The organism is Halomonas sp. (genome assembly GCF_052095695.1).
GTDB lineage: Bacteria > Pseudomonadota > Gammaproteobacteria > Pseudomonadales > Halomonadaceae > Vreelandella.
Window position 1 is genome coordinate 22,784 of record NZ_JBQDLQ010000028.1, and the last position, 18,509, is coordinate 41,292.

Below are 18,509 nucleotides of genomic sequence, written 5' to 3' on the forward strand. Positions count from 1 at the left end.
GCTTAGTGGCCGCCCATTAGCTTCTCAACGGCTACCGGATCGTTGTGAATAGCATAGCGGTCAACGACGGTTGCACTTGCTTCAGACAACCCAACAAGCGCGACGTCTGTGCCCTCTCGGCGAAACTTAATGACAACCCGATCAAGCGCCTGCACAGCAGTCACATCCCAAAAATGCGCTTTAGAAAGATCAATCGTAACGCTATCAATGCTTTCCTTGAGATCGAATGCATTTATAAATCGCTCTGAAGAGGCAAAGAACACCTGGCCCACTACCTGATATTCGCGCGACCTGTCGGCCTTCGTTTCTTTGGAACCGATATACAGAATATTGCCCACTTTATTAGCAAAGAACAGCGCAGCCAGCAGTACGCCCACAAATACGCCGATGGCTAGATTGTGCGTACTGACCGTTACGGCAACGGTCGCCAGCATCACGATATTGGTGCTTATAGGATTCTTTCTAAGATCGCGAATCGATTCCCAGCTAAAGGTTCCGATGGAGACCATAATCATGACCGCGACTAACGCGGCCATGGGAATTTGCGAGACCCAGTCGGCTAGAAACACCACCATCATTAGCAGCACAACGCCAGCAATCAGTGTAGACAGCCGAGTCCGACCGCCGGATTTAATGTTAATCACCGACTGACCAATCATCGCACAGCCGGCCATTCCTCCCATCAAGCCGGCACCAATATTGGCCAGCCCTTGCCCCTTACATTCGCGATTTTTATTACTTGGCGTATCGGTCAAATCATCGACAATCGTGGCGGTCATCATCGACTCCAATAAGCCCACCACGCTCAGCATTAGCGCGTAAGGTAAAATAATCCACAGCGTGTCTAGCGTTAGCGGCACGTCTGGCCACAGGAATATGGGCAAGGTATCCGGCAGTTCACCCATATCACCAACGCTGCGCATATCCATGCCAGTCAGCATATAAACGATGGTAAGTACCACAATACATACCAGCGGAGACGGGATAGCTTTGCCGATCATCGGCACGTAAGGAAACAGATAGATAATGCCCAAGCCCGCGGCAGTCATGACGTATACATGCCACGTCACGTTAGTCAGCTCAGGCAGCTGCGCCATAAAAATGAGAATGGCCAGCGCGTTGACGAACCCGGTGACCACCGAGCGCGATACAAAGCGCATTAGGTCCGCAAGCTTTAGGTAGCCTGCCACAATTTGCAGCACGCCGGTTAGCAGCGTTGCCGCCAGCAGATATTCAAGCCCATGTTCTTTGACCAGCGTTACCATTAAAAGCGCCATGGCGCCGGTAGCCGCTGAAATCATCCCTGGCCGACCGCCGGCAAACGCAATCACCACCGCGATACAGAAAGAAGCGTAAAGACCCACTTTAGGATCCACGCCGGCAATAATGGAGAAAGCAATTGCCTCAGGAATAAGCGCGAGAGCGACCACGATGCCCGAAAGCGTGTCGCCTTTGATATTGGAAAACCACTCTTGCTTACGAAAAAGAGCCATGTGAGTCCACCGTTGAAATACTAGATAAGCCGATCCGCTGGCCGAAAAGACGCCGCAATACGCGCACAACAAACGTCGCACGCTGGGGTTACTAACGTCATTAACGACGGAATCGAATAATTAAACCCGCCAAAAGGCGGAAAAAATGGCAATAGCTTGCCGCAACGCCGTAACAGCAAGATTTGCCGGGACGTATCGAACGGGGAGGGAAACCTAGGGCGGAGTCATCAGCCCTGACGTAGGTAGCGCCAATACTATCTCTAGGCGGGTCATGTTTGAGCGGGTCATTACCGTTATGCCTGGCTGCTAAGAAAATGCCTATCCATGGTGCCTGTGGATAGACCGAAATCTTACCAGCAATTCCCACTCACTGCACCCAGGGCAAACATTGGCGAGCAAGCAGCGCCACCGACTTCCTCGCCCAAGTGCTGGTGGAGTATGTTAGCGCTAGCTAATGTCGTGAAAACGATAGCGTAATAAGTACAGCGCATTGAGGGTAACCAGAACGGTTGCCCCGGTGTCAGCCATAACGGCAATCCACATCCCGGTGATGCCCATCGCGGTAGAGACTAGAAAAAATGCTTTAAAACCCAGTGCCAGCACCACATTGATTTTGACGTTACGCATGGTCGCCCGTGAGAGTGAGATCATTTCGGCAATCCCTCTTACACGGTTTTTAAGCAGCGCCGCATCGGCGGTTTCAAGCGCCACGTCGGTGCCACTGCCCATGGCAATGCCCACCTCAGCCGCGGCGAGCGCCGGCGCATCGTTAATACCATCGCCTACTTTACCGACCGGCCCCAGCCCTTGGGCCTGCCACTGACGCACTCGCTGGGCCTTACCTTCAGGCATCAGTTCGCCTTCGGCCTCAATGCCCAGCTGTTCACCGATGGCTGCCACCGTGCGGGCATTGTCACCACTGAGCATAACGACAGACACGCCCAGGCGCTCTAACGCTTGAAGGCCGCTGCGTGCATCTTCGCGAGGCTCGTCACGCAAAGCGATTAAGCCTAAGGGCTGCTCATTCTCCAGCAGTACGGCAAGACTTTTGCCCTGGGTTTCCAGCGCCTCGATACGTGCATCCCAACCACTGGGGCGGGCAGCAAAGCGCTGCAGATAGCGCGGGCTAACCAGCATTAATTCTCGCCCTTCTACCTGCCCGGCAACACCCTGCCCTGATAAGGCATGCCCCGCCTGAACCGCGGGTATCAGCACACCTTGATGTCGGGCATAGTTACCAATCGCAATGGCGAGCGGATGGCTCGACCCTTGCTCAAGCGCGGCGGCTAGGCGTAGAACATTGGCACCACTACTGCCAGCGTCAAGCCCTTCCACATCAGTAACAGTGGGCATTCCTGCGGTAAGCGTGCCGGTTTTATCTAGCGCCACCCGCTTGAGCTTGCCTAGCTGTTCCAGTACCGCGCCGCCTTTCATTAGTAGGCCGTTTCTTGCGCCCACCGACAGCCCCGCAGCAATCGCCGCAGGCGTCGAAATCACCAGCGCACATGGGCAAGCGATTAGCAGCAGGGCTAGCGCACGATAAATAGACTCTGACCAGAGCATCGACGAGACAAGCGGCGGCACAATCGCAACCAGCAGCGCCACGGCAACGACTGCAGGCATATAGAAAAACGCAAAGCGATCAATAAAGCGCGCGACCGGAGCTTTAGCCGCCTGAGCTTCTTCCACTAGCTTAATCACGCGGGCGATAGTGTTATTTTCAGCGCTACGGGTTACCTCAACTTCTAGCACGCCATCAAGATTCACGGTGCCGGCAAACACTGACTCGCCCTGCTCCCGCTCTCGCGGCATCGACTCCCCGTTCACCGGCGACTCATCAATATGCGAACGACCTGCGACAATTGTCCCATCGCAGGGCAGCCGATCGCCGGGGCGGACTTGCACCCGCTGGCCGGGCACAAGAGAGGCAGCGGAGACCTCACACGCGTCACCTTGCTCTAATAGGCGCGCGGTAGAAGGGGTCAGCTTTGATAGCGCTGAAATACTGCGCCGCGCCTGGGCAGCGGCAACGCCCTCCAGCATCTCGCCCACCGCAAACAAAAACACAACTACAGCGGCTTCGGCGGCGGCGTTGATCGCCAATGCCCCCAGCGCGGCAATGCTCATTAGCATTTCAATAGTAAAAGGATTGCCTAATCTGAGCGCTTGCCACGCGCGCTGCACAATCGGCACAAGGCCAACAACGGTCGCGGCTACAAAGGGCCATGTGCCTAAATCAGGCCACATAAACTTCAGCACCCAAGCCAGCGCCAGCAAGGCACCACTCACGATCACTAAACGCCCTTTGGGCGACTGCCACCAAGGAGTATCTTCCCCAGCATCATCAGCCGCACTCGTTTCGTCAATAATGCGGTAGCCCAAGGCCGTAATCGTAGACTCAATCTCTTGGCGCAATAAAACGTCTCCGTCTTGAGCGGTCAACTGAACCGACCCTGCCACGGCGCTCGCTGAGACCGACTCAACGTAACGTAAGCGCTTTAACGCTGACTCCACTTTACGCTCGCAGCCACCGCAGTCCATGCCTTGCACGCGTAAGGTGACCGGTTGATTTTTAGCTAGTGGGGTGTCGCTCATCGCATAGTGCTCCAGATTCGTCTATCTTAAGAGCTTAATACCTATAGCGACTAGAGGGTCAAGCAATGCAAGATCAGAATCCACCACCGGCGAACACAAAGCAATATATTGGCATTGGTGAGCTGGCACGCCAGTCAGGCTGCAAGCCCGAAACAGTGCGCTACTACGAAGGTATCGGGCTGCTGCCTTCAGCGCCGCGCAATGAAGGCAACCAGCGCCGCTATACAGCCACCGCTATCCGCAGGCTGACGTTCATTCGTCACGCCCGTGACTTTGGTTTTTCAGTTGAGGCGGTACGCGAGTTGCTGCAAATGGCAGACCACCCTACGATGCCCTGCGAAGAAGTGGACACCCTGGCAAAGCGCCACCTAGCCGAGGTTGAGGCACGGCTCGCAAGGCTGACCGCGGTACGCGATGAGCTCACTCGCATGATCCATCAGTGCGAAGGAGGCAATATTGGCCATTGCCATATTATTGATGTACTCAGCGACCACCGCCTATGCCACCAAGCGGGGCCACACGGCGGTGCCGATGTCTTACGCTAGCGCTTAACTAGCCCAGCCATACATCTAAAAACAGCATAATGACGAGGCCCACTGCCAAGCCAAAGGTAGCTTTTTTCTGATGGCCACAACGATGCGTTTCAGGAATGATTTCATGGCTGATGACGTACAGCATGGCGCCGGCGGCAAACGCCAGGCCCCAGGGCAGCAGAATTTGAGAAACGCTGATGATACTCGCGCCGAAAAGGCCACCAATGGGCTCGATTAGACCGGTCAGCGCGGCAATCGACCAGGAACGCCACTTCGAGTAACCCTCTCCCATTAAGGCCACCGCGACGGCAAGGCCTTCCGGCATGTTCTGGAGCCCAATACCGATGGCCAGCGGCATACCGCCTTCCAGCCCATTAGCACCAAAACCAACTCCTACCGCCATACCTTCTGGCAAGTTGTGGATAGTAATAGCGAATACAAACAGCCAGACCCGACGCAGCGATGCAGCTTCTGGCCCTTCTCGACCTTGGGCAAAATGCTCGTGAGGTAAATGCTCGTTCAGCAGCGCGATGGCGCCCATACCAAGCAAGATAGCGATACAGACAATCGCCGCCGGCACCGGGCCACCGGAATAATAAATCTCGGCAGCATCCAGTGCGGGAATAATCAGCGAAAAGAACGACGCCGCCAGCATAACCCCGGCGGCAAAGCCCAACGCAAGGTCACGAAAGCCGCGACTAGGCGTTTTGCCAAGCAGCACCGGCAGTGCCCCTACGGCGGTTAAAAGGCCGGCGACTAAGCTACCTAAAAATCCTAACAACAACGTATTTTCCATGGACAGCACGAGCCCGGTGAGCGATCAATAAAGAAGTAGACGCGCACAATACGTTGTCGTTTAACGCAGTACCACCGTTATAGATAACACAGCGCCATTACTTGCTAGCGCAGAGTAGTCTTCCGCAGATACGGCAATACGGCACTAAACTCACCAAACTTCTGCTTGGCATCTTCATCCGAAACGCTCGGCGGAATAATGACATCTTGGCCCACGGTCCAGTCGGCTGGCGTAGCAACACCGTGTTTCGCTGTGGCCTGCAATGCATCTAGAGCGCGCAGAATTTCTGCAAAGTTGCGCCCTACTGACATCGGATAAGTCATCGACAGCTTTAGCTGCTTATCCGGACCAATGATAAATACCGAGCGCACCGTGGCGCTATCTGCTGGCGTACGGCCATCGGGCAAATAGGCTTCTGCTGGTAGCATATCGAACAGTTTAGAAACGTTCAGGCTATCATCGGCGATGATCGGAAAGCCGACTTGGCTGCCGCTGTAGGTCTCAATATCTGTCGCCCAGCGCTTATGATCTTCAACGCCATCCACCGAGACACCAATCACTTTCGTACCGCGCTTTTCCCACTCAGCGCTTAGCTGCGCAACGGCACCAAATTCGGTGGTGCACACCGGCGTAAAATCTTTAGGGTGTGAAAACAAAATCGCCCAGCTGTCGCCAATCCATTCATGAAAGCTAATCGGGCCTTGGCTAGAGTCCGCTTTAAAATCGGGGACAATTGCATTGATACGTAATGACATGCGCTACTCCTTAGTAGATCTTTAGTTTAGGGGGTATTTAGCACCTTAATTCTTTATAGATCTTTCAACACACCTAATATAGAACATTTAGCGCTAAGACAGTCAATATCTTTACAGGGTTCCTGATATTTTCAACTAGCGCGCATACCTCGGCTCTCAATCACCGTATCCAGCATAGAAAAACGGTGCTCGAAAGCACCGTCATTACAAACATCACACATTTAACCATCTGTTTATTAGGTTATTTTTTAATTTTATCTTCAGTTTTAATGCGCTTTAGCCAGCGCTGTTTGGCATACTGGCGCAGGTTATCGACGTGGTCGGTCTCATCCACAATGTCCCGGCCGAGGATCGTTTCAATAATATCCTCTAAGGTAATCAAACCGACAAAGGTGCCGTGATCATCGTAAACCACGCGCATGTGCAGGTGATCTTTCAACATCGATGTAAATACTTGCTCTACATTCTGCGATACATCCACGCTGCCAATCGGGTGCATCAGTTCGCGCATGGTTTTAGTGTCATCGGCATGGTACATGTCTGATTTATGCACATAGCCAAAGGCCTGCTCGCCGTTATCCATCACCGGGAAGCGGGTAAACGGCGCTTTACCATGCTGCTCGTCAAACACTTCAACTGTCATGCTCGGCAGCACTGTTTGGCACACCGTGCGCGGGGTCATAGCGTTGTTTACAGCAATATCGTGCAAATTAAGCACATTAATAATGGTGCGCGACTCGTCCGCATCCAGAACATTTTCTTCAAGACCTACCCGGGCCAGCACTTTAATTTCATCGCGCAGATCAACGTCGTGCTCTGACTTACCTAGCCGGCGCGTAATCTGCTCCGACATCCATATAAAGGGTAGCAAGCAGAGAATCATCGGCTTCAAAAAGCGCGGTAGAAAAGGAGATAAACCACGCCAGTAAGTCGCGCCAATAGTCTTCGGAATGATCTCCGAAAGCACCAGAATCAGCATCGTCATCACCGCCGACACCAAGGCTATTGAAGCTTCACCGAACACCACCGCGGCCTGAGCACCCACCGCCGTTGCGCCAACGGTATGGGCAATCGTGTTGAGCGTCAAAATAGCCGCCAGTGGCCGGTCGATATTCGTTTTTAGCTTCGTCAGCGAGGCGTGTAATTTCGGATTATCTTCTTTTAGCTTAGCGATATGGCTAGGCGTAATAGAGAGTAGCGCTGCTTCAAGGATGGAACATACAAAAGAGAGAGCAATCGAAAGCGTGGCAATCGAGATCAGGAGGAACATGGGGGCCTAACGTGAGGGGTTGTTTGGTGTTTATAAAACCAACATATTAGGAAGTCAACGGTTATTTCACCCGCCGATAATACGCCTTGCTAAAGCTAGAAAAGCGCCTCTGCAAGTGAGGCGTTCTAGTTTGCACGACCAACCGCTGATCAAGCGAACACTTCGGTCCATTCGCTGCGTTTGGCCAGCAGGTTACGCGCCAGCTCTTGGGCGCCTTCCAAGCTATGGCTAGCGGCCCAGCCGCACTGCATTTCATTGCAGGCAGGTACGTCGGTCGCGACGAGTACATCGCTCAGCGTTTGTTCGATGATGGCCAGTACACCGTCGTAATCATCGTGATTAATCATCGCGATATAGAAGCCGGTTTGGCAGCCCATCGGGCTGATATCGACCACTTTATCCGTGTGATTGCGTGATAGCTCGGCCATTAAATGCTCAAGAGAGTGCAGTGCGGGCATCTCCATGTGCTCTTTATTAGGCTGGCAGATCCGCAAATCGTATTTATGGATACGGTCGCCGTTCTGGCCTTCTTTGATATCCGCTAGCCGCACGTAAGGGGCTTTCACCTTGGTGTGATCCAGGTTAAAGCTCTCGACGTTCATTTTTTTCTCAGTCATTTTGACTCCTTTTCAGCGTTACTGTTAGGCCTGATCTGCACGCTAAAATTAAACCTTAGGCGCGTCAAAATTCAAGGGTTCATCGGTATATACGCACACGTTGGCATCTTCAATATCGCCATCCGGCGATTCAACGTGCTTAGCAAAGAAATCCTGAATCTCTTTACGCTGACAGTGGGCTTCAAACTCTTCACGACTGGCCCAAATTTCATGAAAAACGATCGGGTAGCCGGAGCCCTGAGCGAAGGGATTGTCGATCTGACGCGTCACTGTGTAGTGAATGCAGGCGTCTTCACGGTGCGTGTTCGGCTCTAATGATTGAAGCGCTTTGAATACTGCTTCTTCTTTGCCCGGCTTGGGCTTAAAACCGGCAACACAATAAATTTTCTCTGACATTTCTATATCCTAGATCGTTTAGCGTGCGTCATTATGCGCTGTCATGTGGCTGGTTGACAGCCTAGCGGATAATGCGTTCTGCCAATGCTTCTAGATCGGTGACCGTCATATCAGGCTCGATGCCCCAGGGGTCGAAGGGTGCATCAGAGCTGCGCCGGATCCAGGCACTGCGCAAACCGGCATGAGTGGCGCCAATCACGTCGAATGGATTGCTGGAAATTAGCCAAGTATGTTCTGGGCGGGTTTCTAAGCGGCTACGCAAATGGGAATACACGGCGGGGTCCGGCTTGAAGCGCTTTACTTCATCCGCGCTGATCACGTCATCCATATGGCTCTCAACGCCCGCGCGAGTCAACAACTTGGACACGGCCTCAGCGGTACCGTTCGAAAACGCCACGCAGCGTATGCCCGCATCACGAAGTTGATCGAGGGCGGGAACCACGTCCTCAAAAGCGGGCAGCTCGCTATAAACCGCCATCAGATGGTCATGGTCGTTATCCGAAAGGCCCGTCTGTAGCGCCCTATCGATGAAGACCAGCGCTTCGCGGGTACACTCCGAAAACGGCACATAGGCGCCCATCAAACCGTGACGAAAGCTGTACTCCAGCTGTTTTTCCCGCCACCGGCGAGCAAACTCGCTTGCTTTAGAAGCATCCTTCAAGCGCCGTTCTAGCTCAACCGTGACACCCAGGGTATCAATCAGCGTGCCGTAAATATCAAAGGCTAATACCGGTTGCATTGCCACTCCTTAACTATCAATTGAAGGTAAGCTACCTTCAGCATAGTCGACACTTTCAATAACAAAAACGCCGCTGCATAGGCAGCGGCGATGTAAATGTTAACACAGGTGATTAAACCGTAAACGCAGCCTCTTGTTGGCCGGTTTTTAGATCACCGGAGCGGGTAAGCTCGTCAGTGATACGATCAATCGCCCGCTTGGCGCGGCCAATCATTTCGTCCACTTCGCCACGGCTAATGGTCAGCGGCGGTGCAAAGCCGAGAATATCGCCCTGGGGCATGGCACGGGCAATCAAGTTCTCTTCCATGGCGCCGGCGGCTACGCGAGGGCCTACTTTTAATGCCGGGTCAAAGTGCAAGCGCTCACGGGCATCGGGCGAGAACTCAAGCGCCGCCATTAGGCCAACGCCACGCACGTCGCCTAACAGCGGGTGACCTTCGAAGTTAGCTTTAAGCTGCTGCTGGAAGTAAGCCCCGGTTTCAGCGGCGTTACCCACCAAGTTTTCACGCTCGATGATATCCAGGTTGGCAAGCGCCGCGGCACAGCCTAGCGCGTGGCCAGAGTAGGTCCAGCCGTGGCCTATAGGGCCGTATTCGCCGGTGCCCTGCTCGAGCACTTGCCACACTTTCTCACCGACAATCACACCAGAAAGCGGCTGATAAGCACTGGTTAAACCTTTGGCGATAGTCACCAGATCAGGCTTCATGTTGTAGTGGTGGCTGCCGAAATCAGAGCCGGTTCGGCCAAAGCCACAGACGACTTCGTCAGCAATCAGCAGCACGTCGTACTTCGCTAGCACGGTTTGAATGGCATCCCAGTAGCCCTCTGGCGGCGGTACGATACCGCCAGTGCCGAGCACCGGTTCGCCGATAAAGGCGGCGACGGTATCCGGGCCCTCTTCCAAAATCATCGCTTCTAGCTTATTGGCACAGAACGCGGAGAACTCAAGCTCGGTCATACCGTGTTGCTCGGCAGCACGTAGATAGTAGTGCGGCGCTTCGGTGTGACGAATGGTATCAATCGGCAGATCGAAGTGGTCGTGGAACGCTTTCAGGCCGGTCAGCGAGCCAGAGGCGATGCCCGAGCCGTGATAACCGCGCATGCGCGAGATGACTTTTTTCTTCTGCGGGCGGCCCAGCACGTTGTTGTAGTAGCGCACGATCTTGAGCTGGGTTTCGTTGGCATCTGAGCCGGACATGCCGTAGTAAACCTTGGACATGTTCATACCGGCAATTTTCAGAATACGCTCGGAAAGCTCAATTTGCGGCTCGTTAGAGTGACCCACATAAGTATGGTAGTAAGAGAGCTCTAAGGCTTGCTTGTAGATTGCCTCGGCGACTTCAGTGCGGCCATAACCAATGTTGACGCAGTAAAGCCCGGCAAAGCCGTCGATAAATTCACGGCCATCTTTATCCACGATGTTGATACCTTTACCACCGGTAATCACACGGCCCGGCGAATCGCCATGGGCGAAATCACGCAGGTGGGTAGACGCGTGGAAAGTGACTTTACGATCACGTTCGATCAAATCCTGATGCAAGCTCATAGCGTTCTCTCTATACAGTAAACCTCCCCGACCTGTGGGGAGGGTGTTTTAAATTATTTGCGGCTTGACAGCTAGCTACCCGAGACGGATCCCAGCGCGCCAAGGCAGTAATATTTGGTTTCGAGATACTCATCGATACCGGTAGCGCCGCCCTCACGACCAAGACCAGACTGTTTAACGCCACCGAAAGGCACCGGCGGGCCGGTCATCTTCACTGAGTTGACGCTGACCATGCCGTACTCCAGCGCCCGCATCAGCTTCCATATACGGCGTATATCATGGGTGTAGACATAGGCGGCAAGCCCGTACTCAGTGTCGTTGGCCATTTCAATGACTTCATCGTCCGTGCTGTAGGCGGTAATGCCTGCCACGGGGGCAAAGTTTTCCTCCCGCCACACCTTCATCTTCGCCGTGACGCCGGTTAGCAATACCGGCATAAAGAAGTTCTCACCGGGCGCCTTGCTTTGATCACCGCCAATCATGGTGGCGCCTTTAGAAACAGCGTCATCAACAATCGCAGCGGCTTTTTCCACCGCCTGACGATGAATTAGCGGGCCAAGATCTATCTCACCGTGCAGGCCATTGCCTACGGTGAGTGCCGCCATACGCTGAGTGAACTGCTCTACGAATTCATCATGGATCGACTCGTGTACCAGAATACGGTTGGCCGCCAGACAGTCTTGCCCTGCCGTTTGGAACTTGGCATCAATCGCCGCGTAGGCAGCCTGCTTTGGATCCATATCTGGACCAACAATAAACGGCGCGTTGCCACCCAGCTCCAAAGAAAGCCGCTTAACGGTATGCGCACTCTGTTCGATCAGCAGACGCCCCACACGAGTTGAACCGGTGAATGAGAGCGCGCGAATACGTGACTCGGCGCAGAGGATTTTCGAGACTTCCGCTGGGTCACCCAGTACAACGTTAAAAATACCGGCCGGAATTCCCGCCCGCTCAGCAAGCTCCGCCAATGCCAGCGCCGAGAACGGCGTTTCATTGGCAGGCTTGACGATCACAGGGCAGCCAGCCGCCAGCGCTGCCGCGGCTTTACGCGTAATCATCGCTAGCGGAAAGTTCCAGGGCGTAATCATCGCCACGATGCCGACAGGCTCTTTAATAGTGCCCAACGACGCGTTCGGAATATGGCTAGGAATAGTTTCACCGTAGGTGCGCTTACCCTCTTCGGCGAACCAACGCACAAAGCTTGCACCGTACTCGACCTCACCGCGAGCATCGGGCAAAGGCTTGCCCTGCTCCAGCGTCATGATCGTAGCAAGGTCTTCACGGTTGGCTTGAATCAGGTCATACCAAGCTAGCAAACGCTCGCAGCGCTCATCGGCTCGTAGCGCCCGCCACTGCACGAAAGCAGCGTCAGCAGCATCAACAGCGGCCGTAATCTGCGCGGCTTCAAGCAGTGGGATATGACCAATAGTGTCATTGGTAGCAGGGTCATACACCGCCTCTTCCCGACCGCCTTCGCCGTGGGTCCATTTACCGTTCACATAGGCGTACTGCCGAAACAGTCGCGGATCTTCCAGGCGCTTGGCGAGCGTGGTCGATAGTGTGGTCATGGAAACCTCTCCTCATGCAGCCTGGCTAACCTAGCGCTGCAATAGCTGTGGCATTGTCAGCAAGCGCTTTTCAGCCTTGCCATCGAATGCCTACAGGTTAACGGAGAGTAGCCACGAAGTGTTTTTGAAAACCAAGGCTTATCGCGCTACTTTTTTTGTCAGTGAGCGCTTAACAGTGGTTTTTTTTGGTGGCTCACCATACAAAGCAAGCGCTTATTAAATGACCCCATCAGTATCAATACCGATAGGAGCGTGTTTGACGGTTTTGGTCACAATATACGTAAAGTAACGTTCGATACCAGCTTCGGACACTAGCCACTTATCCATCAGCCGCTGGTAGCTATCTATAGTTCGGGCTTCAAACTTCACTAGGTAATCCACACCGCCGCCAACCGCCACGCATTCAGTGACGTCTGGCGTCTCCATTACCAGCGCTTCAAAGCGAGCAAAACTCTCAGCGTTATGCTGTTTCAGTTCGATCTGCACCCATACTGTGTTGCGAGGCCCCTGCACCTCGCTATTGATACGCGCGCTGTAGCCTTCAATAATGCCGGCCTTTTCAAGGCGTTTTACACGTTCCCAACAGGGGCTGATCGATAGATTAATCGCCTCAGCCAGCTTCGACTTAGTGATTCGCCCGTCTTGGGAGAGAATGTCGAGAATTTTCAGGTCAAAACGGTCAAGTTTCATCATGCCGGGCGTTACGCCTCCAGGCGTTCAACAACATCGGCAATCACCGCCAGGGTGTCCCCCATATTGATTAACGAAGGCGCACGACGTGCCATCAAGATACCGTCGCGCTCAGCTTTGTAAGCAACCGGGTCAGTGCCGCTGCGAGTCATATCGTATACGTAGGCAATCGTTTGCCCTTTCTTAACGTCATCCCCTAACGCGACCAACAGCTCAAGTACGCCGGAGTGCTGACTCTGTACGTAGCAGCTAGCATCGGGCATATCCAGATAAACCTGCCCTTCTGGCGGCATATCAACCGTGCCTTCTACCAAGCCATAGTGAATTAAGAAATTACGCACGCCGCGCTCGGCAATCGCAATGCTTTGAGGCGTAGACGTACCGCCGCCACCAAGCTCAGTGGCCACAAACACTTTGCCTTGTCGTTCACAGGCGGTGTCGAAAAGTTTTTCCGCATCCAGCTCAAACATTACCATTGCGTACGGAGCGCCGAAGGCTTTTGCACCTTCCAAAGCGGACTGCTGCTGGGCCTTATTATCCAGCACGTGAGAGGCGCCAAACGGCAGAATATCCAGCGTGCGGCCGCCGGAGTGCAGATCAAGCACTACGTCCGCCATCGGCACCAGCACGCGCGTGAAGTAGTCGGCAATTTGCGGCGTCACGCTACCGTTAGGGTCGCCGGGAAAGCTGCGATTAAGGTTACCCTTGTCCATCGGCGACGTGCGCTTACCCGCCATAACCGCGGGCGTGTTCATGCACGGAACGATAATCACGCGCCCCATTACGTCTTGCGCCTGCAACGATGAAGAGAGCTTGAGCAGCGAGGTAATGCCTTCGTACTCATCGCCGTGGTTGCCACCTGTCAGCAGCGCCGTCGGACCCTCACCATTTTTTACCACAGTGATGGGGATCATCACCGCGCCCCAGGCGGACTCATCAGTGGAAATCGGCAGTTTTAAAAAACCGTGCTGTACGCCATCAGCATCAAAATCAACGGTGGCGGCAATAGGGCTTGATCGCATCGTCATGAAACATTCCTTTATTTGGCGGGCTACGATTTATTTAACCTCGACGCTCATTAATGACTACTTCACAAATAGCTGGCGCGGAAAATTGGCCAGCGTTTCACAACCATCGTCGGTAATTAAAATACTCTCGGTAATTTCTAGCCCCCAGTCCTCTACCCAAAGCCCCGGCATAAAGTGAAATGTCATCCCGGGCAGCAGGATAGTGTCATCCGATGGGCGTAGGCTCATGGTGCGCTCGCCCCAATCAGGCGGATATGAGATACCGATGGGATAACCACAGCGGGCGCCGCCACGGTCAAAACCGTATTTGTCCATCGCAGCCCCCAGCGCCATGGCGATATCTGCGGTGCGGTTACCCGGTTTAGCGACGGCGAGGCCTTTCTCAATGCCTTCTAAGAGCGCCGATTCAGCGCGGATAAAATCGGTGGGCGGCGTGCCCAGAAATACCGTGCGTGACATGGGCGCATGGTAGCGTTTAAACACTCCGGCAATCTCGAAGAAGGTGCCTTCGCCCTTACGAAACGGCGTATCATCCCAGGTTAAATGAGGCGCAGCCGCATCTTTGCCGGTAGGCAGCATAGGCACAATGGCGGGATAATCACCGCCAAATACTTTGCCGTTTTCATCCACAAAGCCTTCAATGCCGACCCGATAAATCTCTGACACCAGTTTGCTCTTGGGCAGGCCGGGCTCGATGACTTCTAAAATACGTGAGTGCATGCCTTCGACAATTTTGGCGGCAATGCGCATATAAGCCACTTCCTGGGGTGACTTTATCGCTCGGCACCAATTCACCAGCGCATTGGCATCCATAAAGCGCGCGTGGGGAAGCTCTTTGAGCAGGCTTAAATAGGCCTTGGCAGAGAAGTAGTAGTTATCCATCTCCATGCCCACCACACCCAGGTGCCAGCCGCGATCAGGCATGATCGACTGCGCCAAATACTCCATGGGATGCATATCCGGATTTTGTACATAGTAATCCGGGTAGTAAGTAATGTTGTTAGGATCGATCCAACAGGTACGCAGAGCGCCGTTGGCATCCATGCGCCGCCCGAACCATACAGGCTCGCCATCAAGGCCCACCAGTACACACTGATGCACATAAAACGACCAGCCGTCGTAGCCGGTCAGCCAAGCCATATTAGAAGGATCACTGACGATTAATACGTCAATACCACGACTGGCCATTTCGGCGCGCACTTTCCACAGGCGACTAGCGTACTCTTCGCGTGTGAAAGGCAGGGAAACCTGAGTCATCGGGCAATTCGCCATTAAAGATCACCAAGAACCAGCGCTGTGCCTAAAAAGACATGCAACGCTGAGCCACAGGATCGACCTGACTACCGCCGCAGCAGCCCCGCCAATGTCGTCTTGACCCGATACTAGCACCGACCCTTGGTTGGCGGTCAAAGGCTTTATGACAAAAAGTGGATATGATCACATTATTCGTACCATGCGCACTCTTCGGGCTATGCGAGCTTGCAACGGTATTGGTCGCTCACCATGATAGCCTGAGTCATCACATGCTTAGATAACCGGAGACGAAATGAAAATTGTCGTACACATTGATGAGGCTGAGCAGTGGCAAACAGCGCTTTCTGAAGCGTTACCCCACGCCACCGTACTGACCAGCGAAGCACCCGAGCAAGAGCGCCAAAATGCTGACTACCTGGCAGTTTGGAAAGCACCTGCTCATTTATTGCAAGAGCAGACCCAACTCAAAGGCATTATCAATTTAGGGGCGGGGGTGGACCATCTGCTTAAAACGCCCGGGCTTCCCAGCAACGTACCGATTGTAAAACTTCGCGATGCAGGCATGGGCGACCTGATCGCGGACTATGCGTTATATGGCGTGCTGCATTTCTACCGCAGCATGGATCGTTACGCAGAACAGCAACAAAGCGCCACTTGGCAACCGCAAGAGGTGGTGGAAAAGTCCCAGTGGCCAGTGGGCGTATTAGGCCTGGGCGCGATTGGCAGCTTCGTGGCCAGTGCCTTGCAGCAAGCGGGCTTCCCGGTGCTGGGCTGGAGCCGTTCACCCAAGCAGATCAGCGGGGTGCGCTGTTTTCACGGCGACGATGGGCTAACAGAACTGCTTGGTCAGGTGCAGAGCCTTGTCACTATTCTCCCCGACACGTCCGCCACTCAACACATTCTTAACGCCGAGCGGCTGGCCCTGCTGCCTAAAGGGGCCAGTATTATTAACCCCGGCCGCGGCAGCTTGATTGATGAACAGGCGCTGCTCGAAGCGCTGGGGCACGCTGGCCAGCCGGGCCATATCCGGGGTGCGCTCCTGGACGTGTTCCACGAAGAACCGCTGCCCGCCACTAATTCCCTCTGGCAGCATCCTAACGTTATCGTCACGCCTCATATGGCTGGCCCTACGCCGCTTAACGATGCCATCGACCAAGTGATTTCCTATTTACACGCCTTTGAAGCGGGCGATCACCTTGCGACGGTTAATCCTGACGCGGGCTACTGACGCACGCTCCCAGCCCCGATATACTGGCGAACGATGAACCAAGTACTAGCGAAAGGCTCTTAAGGCGGTACGTTTTTTTGGAGGAAGGGCCTTTGGTCAATGTCTTAGCACGACCCGCTGCCCAGCGGTTTGCAGGAGCAGCACTCAGCCTAATAGGGCTTTGTTCAAGCACTGTGGCGCTAGCGCAAAGCGAGCCAACGTTTAAAGATCCTCAGCCCTTTGAAGCCCAGTACCGGCTTGAAGTTCACGGCTGGCCTGGCGCCACTATTACGCATCGGCTGTCTAACGAGGGTAGTCATTGGTTAAGCGATATGCGCTTTTCGATTGCCGTCGTGCGCGGCCATGAGTTCAGTCGCTTTTCACTTCGCGACGACACCGCTCACTCGCTGCTTTATAACAGCAGCTATTCCCTGCTGGGCATGGGCGACAGCTATCAGCTAAACGAGAGTGAGATACCCAGCTTGGATCGCCAAACGGCGCTGTTTGACCTTTCGCGACGGGCGGGTCACGAAAACTGCACCGAAAGCATGCCCTGCGAGATTGAGTTTGTGGATAACAAAGGGCGCGATGAGCATTTTCAGTACTATGTTGAGAAACAGCTCATTACCGATCCGACAAGCATGGCACTGCCCGCCGGTGAGTTTGAGGCACTGGAAGTATCTCTGATTGATATTGAGAAGCCTGATCGCCTGCTAAAACTTAGCTTTCACCCTGACTGGCCCGGCCTGATTCTCTCAGCTGTATACCAAAAAGAGGGTAGCCGAGAAACACAGCTAACATTAACGAACTTCAATCCAAACGGGGGCACGGCACTCTAAATGCTTTCGGGTTTACTGATTGTTTTACTCCCGCTGATACTGGGCTATCTGGTGGCGGTTCGTTCTACCCGCGTACAGAGAAAAATAAACCGGGCCGTTAGCGGCTCGGTTTATTTGATTCTGCTGTTTATGGGCATTAGCTTGGCAGGGCTTGAAAATCTCACCAGCCAGCTTTCCCGCTTAGGCGGCAATGCGCTGCTGCTGTTTAGCATTACCACGCTATTTAACCTATCGGCGCTTTGGTGGCTATCGCAGCGTTTGCCTCTGCATACCGCTAATTCACCGGTGGTAAAAAATGCCCCCACCAGCAAATTGGCAGCTATGCAGGGCTCGCTTTTGCTGGTCGCGGTGGTGGCCGGCGGCGTTACCGTTGGCCTATTGGCAGGCCCCTACGTTGGCGAAACGCTGTTCAACATCGCCGATCTACTCGCTGAATGGGTGCTCTATGTGCTGCTGGTATTGATTGGCTGCCAACTGCGCAATTCCGGCATGCCGCTAAAACAAATACTGCTTAACAAGATGGGGCTGGCGATTGCCGTCACGCTGGCGATCAGCTCGTTGCTAGCCGGCTTAGTTGCCGCCCCGCTGCTGTCGCTGACTTGGAATGAAGGTCTTGCCATGGCATCAGGCTTTGGCTGGTATTCGCTTTCCGCCATCCTTATCGGCGACCAGCTAGGCCCGCTGATGGGCGGCGTGGCGTTCTTCAACGACCTCATCCGGGAGCTTCTCGCCTTTATCTTGATTCCGCTGGTGATTCATCGCCACACCGCACTTGCTATCGGCTACGGCGGCGCCACCTCGATGGACTTCACGCTGCCCGTCATCCAGCAGCACGGCGGCGTAGCCTGCGTGCCCATTGCCGTGGTCAGCGGGTTTATCCTCTCGCTGCTCTCCCCTCCGCTAATTCTGTTTTTTCTTTCGCTGTCGGGTTAGCCCGGATTTCTCACTGCACCGCAATGAGCTGCATAAATAGGTCGTAATGCCGCCAACGGCCGTTTGCAGCATCTGATCAAAGCGAAGGGCTTCATGATCGTTCAGGTCTCCGTATCCAGCGGCCACGCCAAACACCCGTTGACGAACCATGGTGTCTCGCCGGAGGCGAACTTGTTCTGGATTTCGGTGATCGTGCAGTACCGAGGCTAGTCGGCGAGTCAGGCGATGTTGTTTATCGACCTCGCGCAGC

18 protein-coding genes are annotated in these 18,509 nt (G+C 54.1%); 4 read left to right on the forward strand and 14 right to left on the reverse strand.

The genetic code is table 11. From position 1 onward, the window contains the following. Nucleotides 1-2: 2 nt before the first annotated feature. The gene (locus tag ACTH5D_RS07735) at nt 3-1,493 is read right to left on the reverse strand and encodes a SulP family inorganic anion transporter (RefSeq protein WP_441669889.1); all 1,491 of its coding nucleotides are present in this window, start codon (nt 1,491-1,493) and stop codon (nt 3-5) included. Nucleotides 1,494-1,940: 447 nt separating this feature from the next. After that, entirely contained in the window at nt 1,941-4,088 is a 2,148-nt protein-coding gene (locus tag ACTH5D_RS07740) for a heavy metal translocating P-type ATPase (protein WP_441669891.1), read from the reverse strand. Between the two features lie 65 nt (nt 4,089-4,153). Here ACTH5D_RS07740 and ACTH5D_RS07745 point away from each other — a divergent pair, with 65 nt between their 5' ends. Beyond that, nucleotides 4,154-4,633 (forward strand): MerR family transcriptional regulator, encoded by a 480-nt coding sequence (locus ACTH5D_RS07745; protein ID WP_441669893.1) that lies wholly within the window; start codon nt 4,154-4,156, stop codon nt 4,631-4,633. Nucleotides 4,634-4,640: 7 nt separating this feature from the next. Here ACTH5D_RS07745 and ACTH5D_RS07750 read toward each other — a convergent pair whose 3' ends face one another. From ACTH5D_RS07750 to doeA, 11 genes are all read right to left on the reverse strand, one after another. Next, the gene (locus tag ACTH5D_RS07750; RefSeq protein WP_441669895.1) at nt 4,641-5,417 is read right to left on the reverse strand and encodes a ZIP family metal transporter; all 777 of its coding nucleotides are present in this window, start codon (nt 5,415-5,417) and stop codon (nt 4,641-4,643) included. Between the two features lie 104 nt (nt 5,418-5,521). Beyond that, nucleotides 5,522-6,172 carry a peroxiredoxin gene (locus ACTH5D_RS07755; RefSeq protein WP_441669897.1) on the reverse strand — a complete coding sequence of 217 codons (651 nt, stop codon included), beginning with the start codon at nt 6,170-6,172 and terminating at the stop codon, nt 5,522-5,524. Nucleotides 6,173-6,413: 241 nt separating this feature from the next. Next, nucleotides 6,414-7,442: a CNNM domain-containing protein gene (locus ACTH5D_RS07760; RefSeq protein WP_441669899.1), complete on the reverse strand. Its 1,029-nt coding sequence runs from the start codon at nt 7,440-7,442 to the stop codon at nt 6,414-6,416. Between the two features lie 149 nt (nt 7,443-7,591). After that, entirely contained in the window at nt 7,592-8,059 is a 468-nt protein-coding gene (locus ACTH5D_RS07765) for an S-ribosylhomocysteine lyase (protein ID WP_441669901.1), read from the reverse strand. Nucleotides 8,060-8,107: 48 nt separating this feature from the next. Then, entirely contained in the window at nt 8,108-8,455 is a 348-nt protein-coding gene (locus ACTH5D_RS07770; RefSeq protein WP_441669903.1) for a putative quinol monooxygenase, read from the reverse strand. Between the two features lie 61 nt (nt 8,456-8,516). Beyond that, complete coding sequence (locus ACTH5D_RS07775; RefSeq protein WP_441669905.1) at nt 8,517-9,194, reverse strand: haloacid dehalogenase type II; 678 nt, start codon at nt 9,192-9,194, stop codon at nt 8,517-8,519. 112 nt (nt 9,195-9,306) lie between these two features. After that, on the reverse strand, nt 9,307-10,740 hold the full coding sequence (locus tag ACTH5D_RS07780; RefSeq protein WP_441669907.1) for an aminotransferase: 1,434 nt from the start codon (nt 10,738-10,740) through the stop codon (nt 9,307-9,309). 71 nt (nt 10,741-10,811) lie between these two features. After that, complete coding sequence (locus ACTH5D_RS07785; RefSeq protein ID WP_441669909.1) at nt 10,812-12,308, reverse strand: NAD-dependent succinate-semialdehyde dehydrogenase; 1,497 nt, start codon at nt 12,306-12,308, stop codon at nt 10,812-10,814. A 216-nt stretch (nt 12,309-12,524) separates the two neighbouring features. Then, the gene (locus tag ACTH5D_RS07790) at nt 12,525-13,001 is read right to left on the reverse strand and encodes an Lrp/AsnC family transcriptional regulator (RefSeq protein ID WP_441669911.1); all 477 of its coding nucleotides are present in this window, start codon (nt 12,999-13,001) and stop codon (nt 12,525-12,527) included. 8 nt (nt 13,002-13,009) lie between these two features. Beyond that, nucleotides 13,010-14,026 (reverse strand): N(2)-acetyl-L-2,4-diaminobutanoate deacetylase DoeB, encoded by a 1,017-nt coding sequence (gene doeB, locus ACTH5D_RS07795; RefSeq protein ID WP_441669913.1) that lies wholly within the window; start codon nt 14,024-14,026, stop codon nt 13,010-13,012. Between the two features lie 57 nt (nt 14,027-14,083). Continuing rightward, nucleotides 14,084-15,283, reverse strand: coding sequence for an ectoine hydrolase DoeA (doeA, locus tag ACTH5D_RS07800; RefSeq protein ID WP_441669915.1), 1,200 nt, complete (start codon nt 15,281-15,283; stop codon nt 14,084-14,086). Nucleotides 15,284-15,572: 289 nt separating this feature from the next. Here doeA and ACTH5D_RS07805 point away from each other — a divergent pair, with 289 nt between their 5' ends. The 3 genes from ACTH5D_RS07805 to ACTH5D_RS07815 all read left to right on the forward strand — a co-directional run bounded on the left by ACTH5D_RS07805 (nt 15,573) and on the right by ACTH5D_RS07815 (nt 18,259). Further along, nucleotides 15,573-16,508, forward strand: coding sequence for a 2-hydroxyacid dehydrogenase (locus tag ACTH5D_RS07805; RefSeq protein WP_441669917.1), 936 nt, complete (start codon nt 15,573-15,575; stop codon nt 16,506-16,508). A gap of 92 nt (nt 16,509-16,600) precedes the next feature. Further along, nucleotides 16,601-17,326 (forward strand): hypothetical protein, encoded by a 726-nt coding sequence (locus ACTH5D_RS07810; protein WP_441669919.1) that lies wholly within the window; start codon nt 16,601-16,603, stop codon nt 17,324-17,326. Next, a complete protein-coding gene (locus ACTH5D_RS07815; RefSeq protein ID WP_441669921.1) occupies nt 17,327-18,259 on the forward strand; it encodes a lysine exporter LysO family protein in 933 nt (310 codons plus the stop codon). On the opposite strand, the gene ACTH5D_RS07820 is transcribed toward ACTH5D_RS07815, so the two are convergent. Further along, the coding region (locus ACTH5D_RS07820) for a transposase (RefSeq protein WP_441669923.1) at nt 18,227-18,509 on the reverse strand (283 nt) is incomplete at its 5' end. The genes ACTH5D_RS07815 and ACTH5D_RS07820 overlap by 33 nt on opposite strands.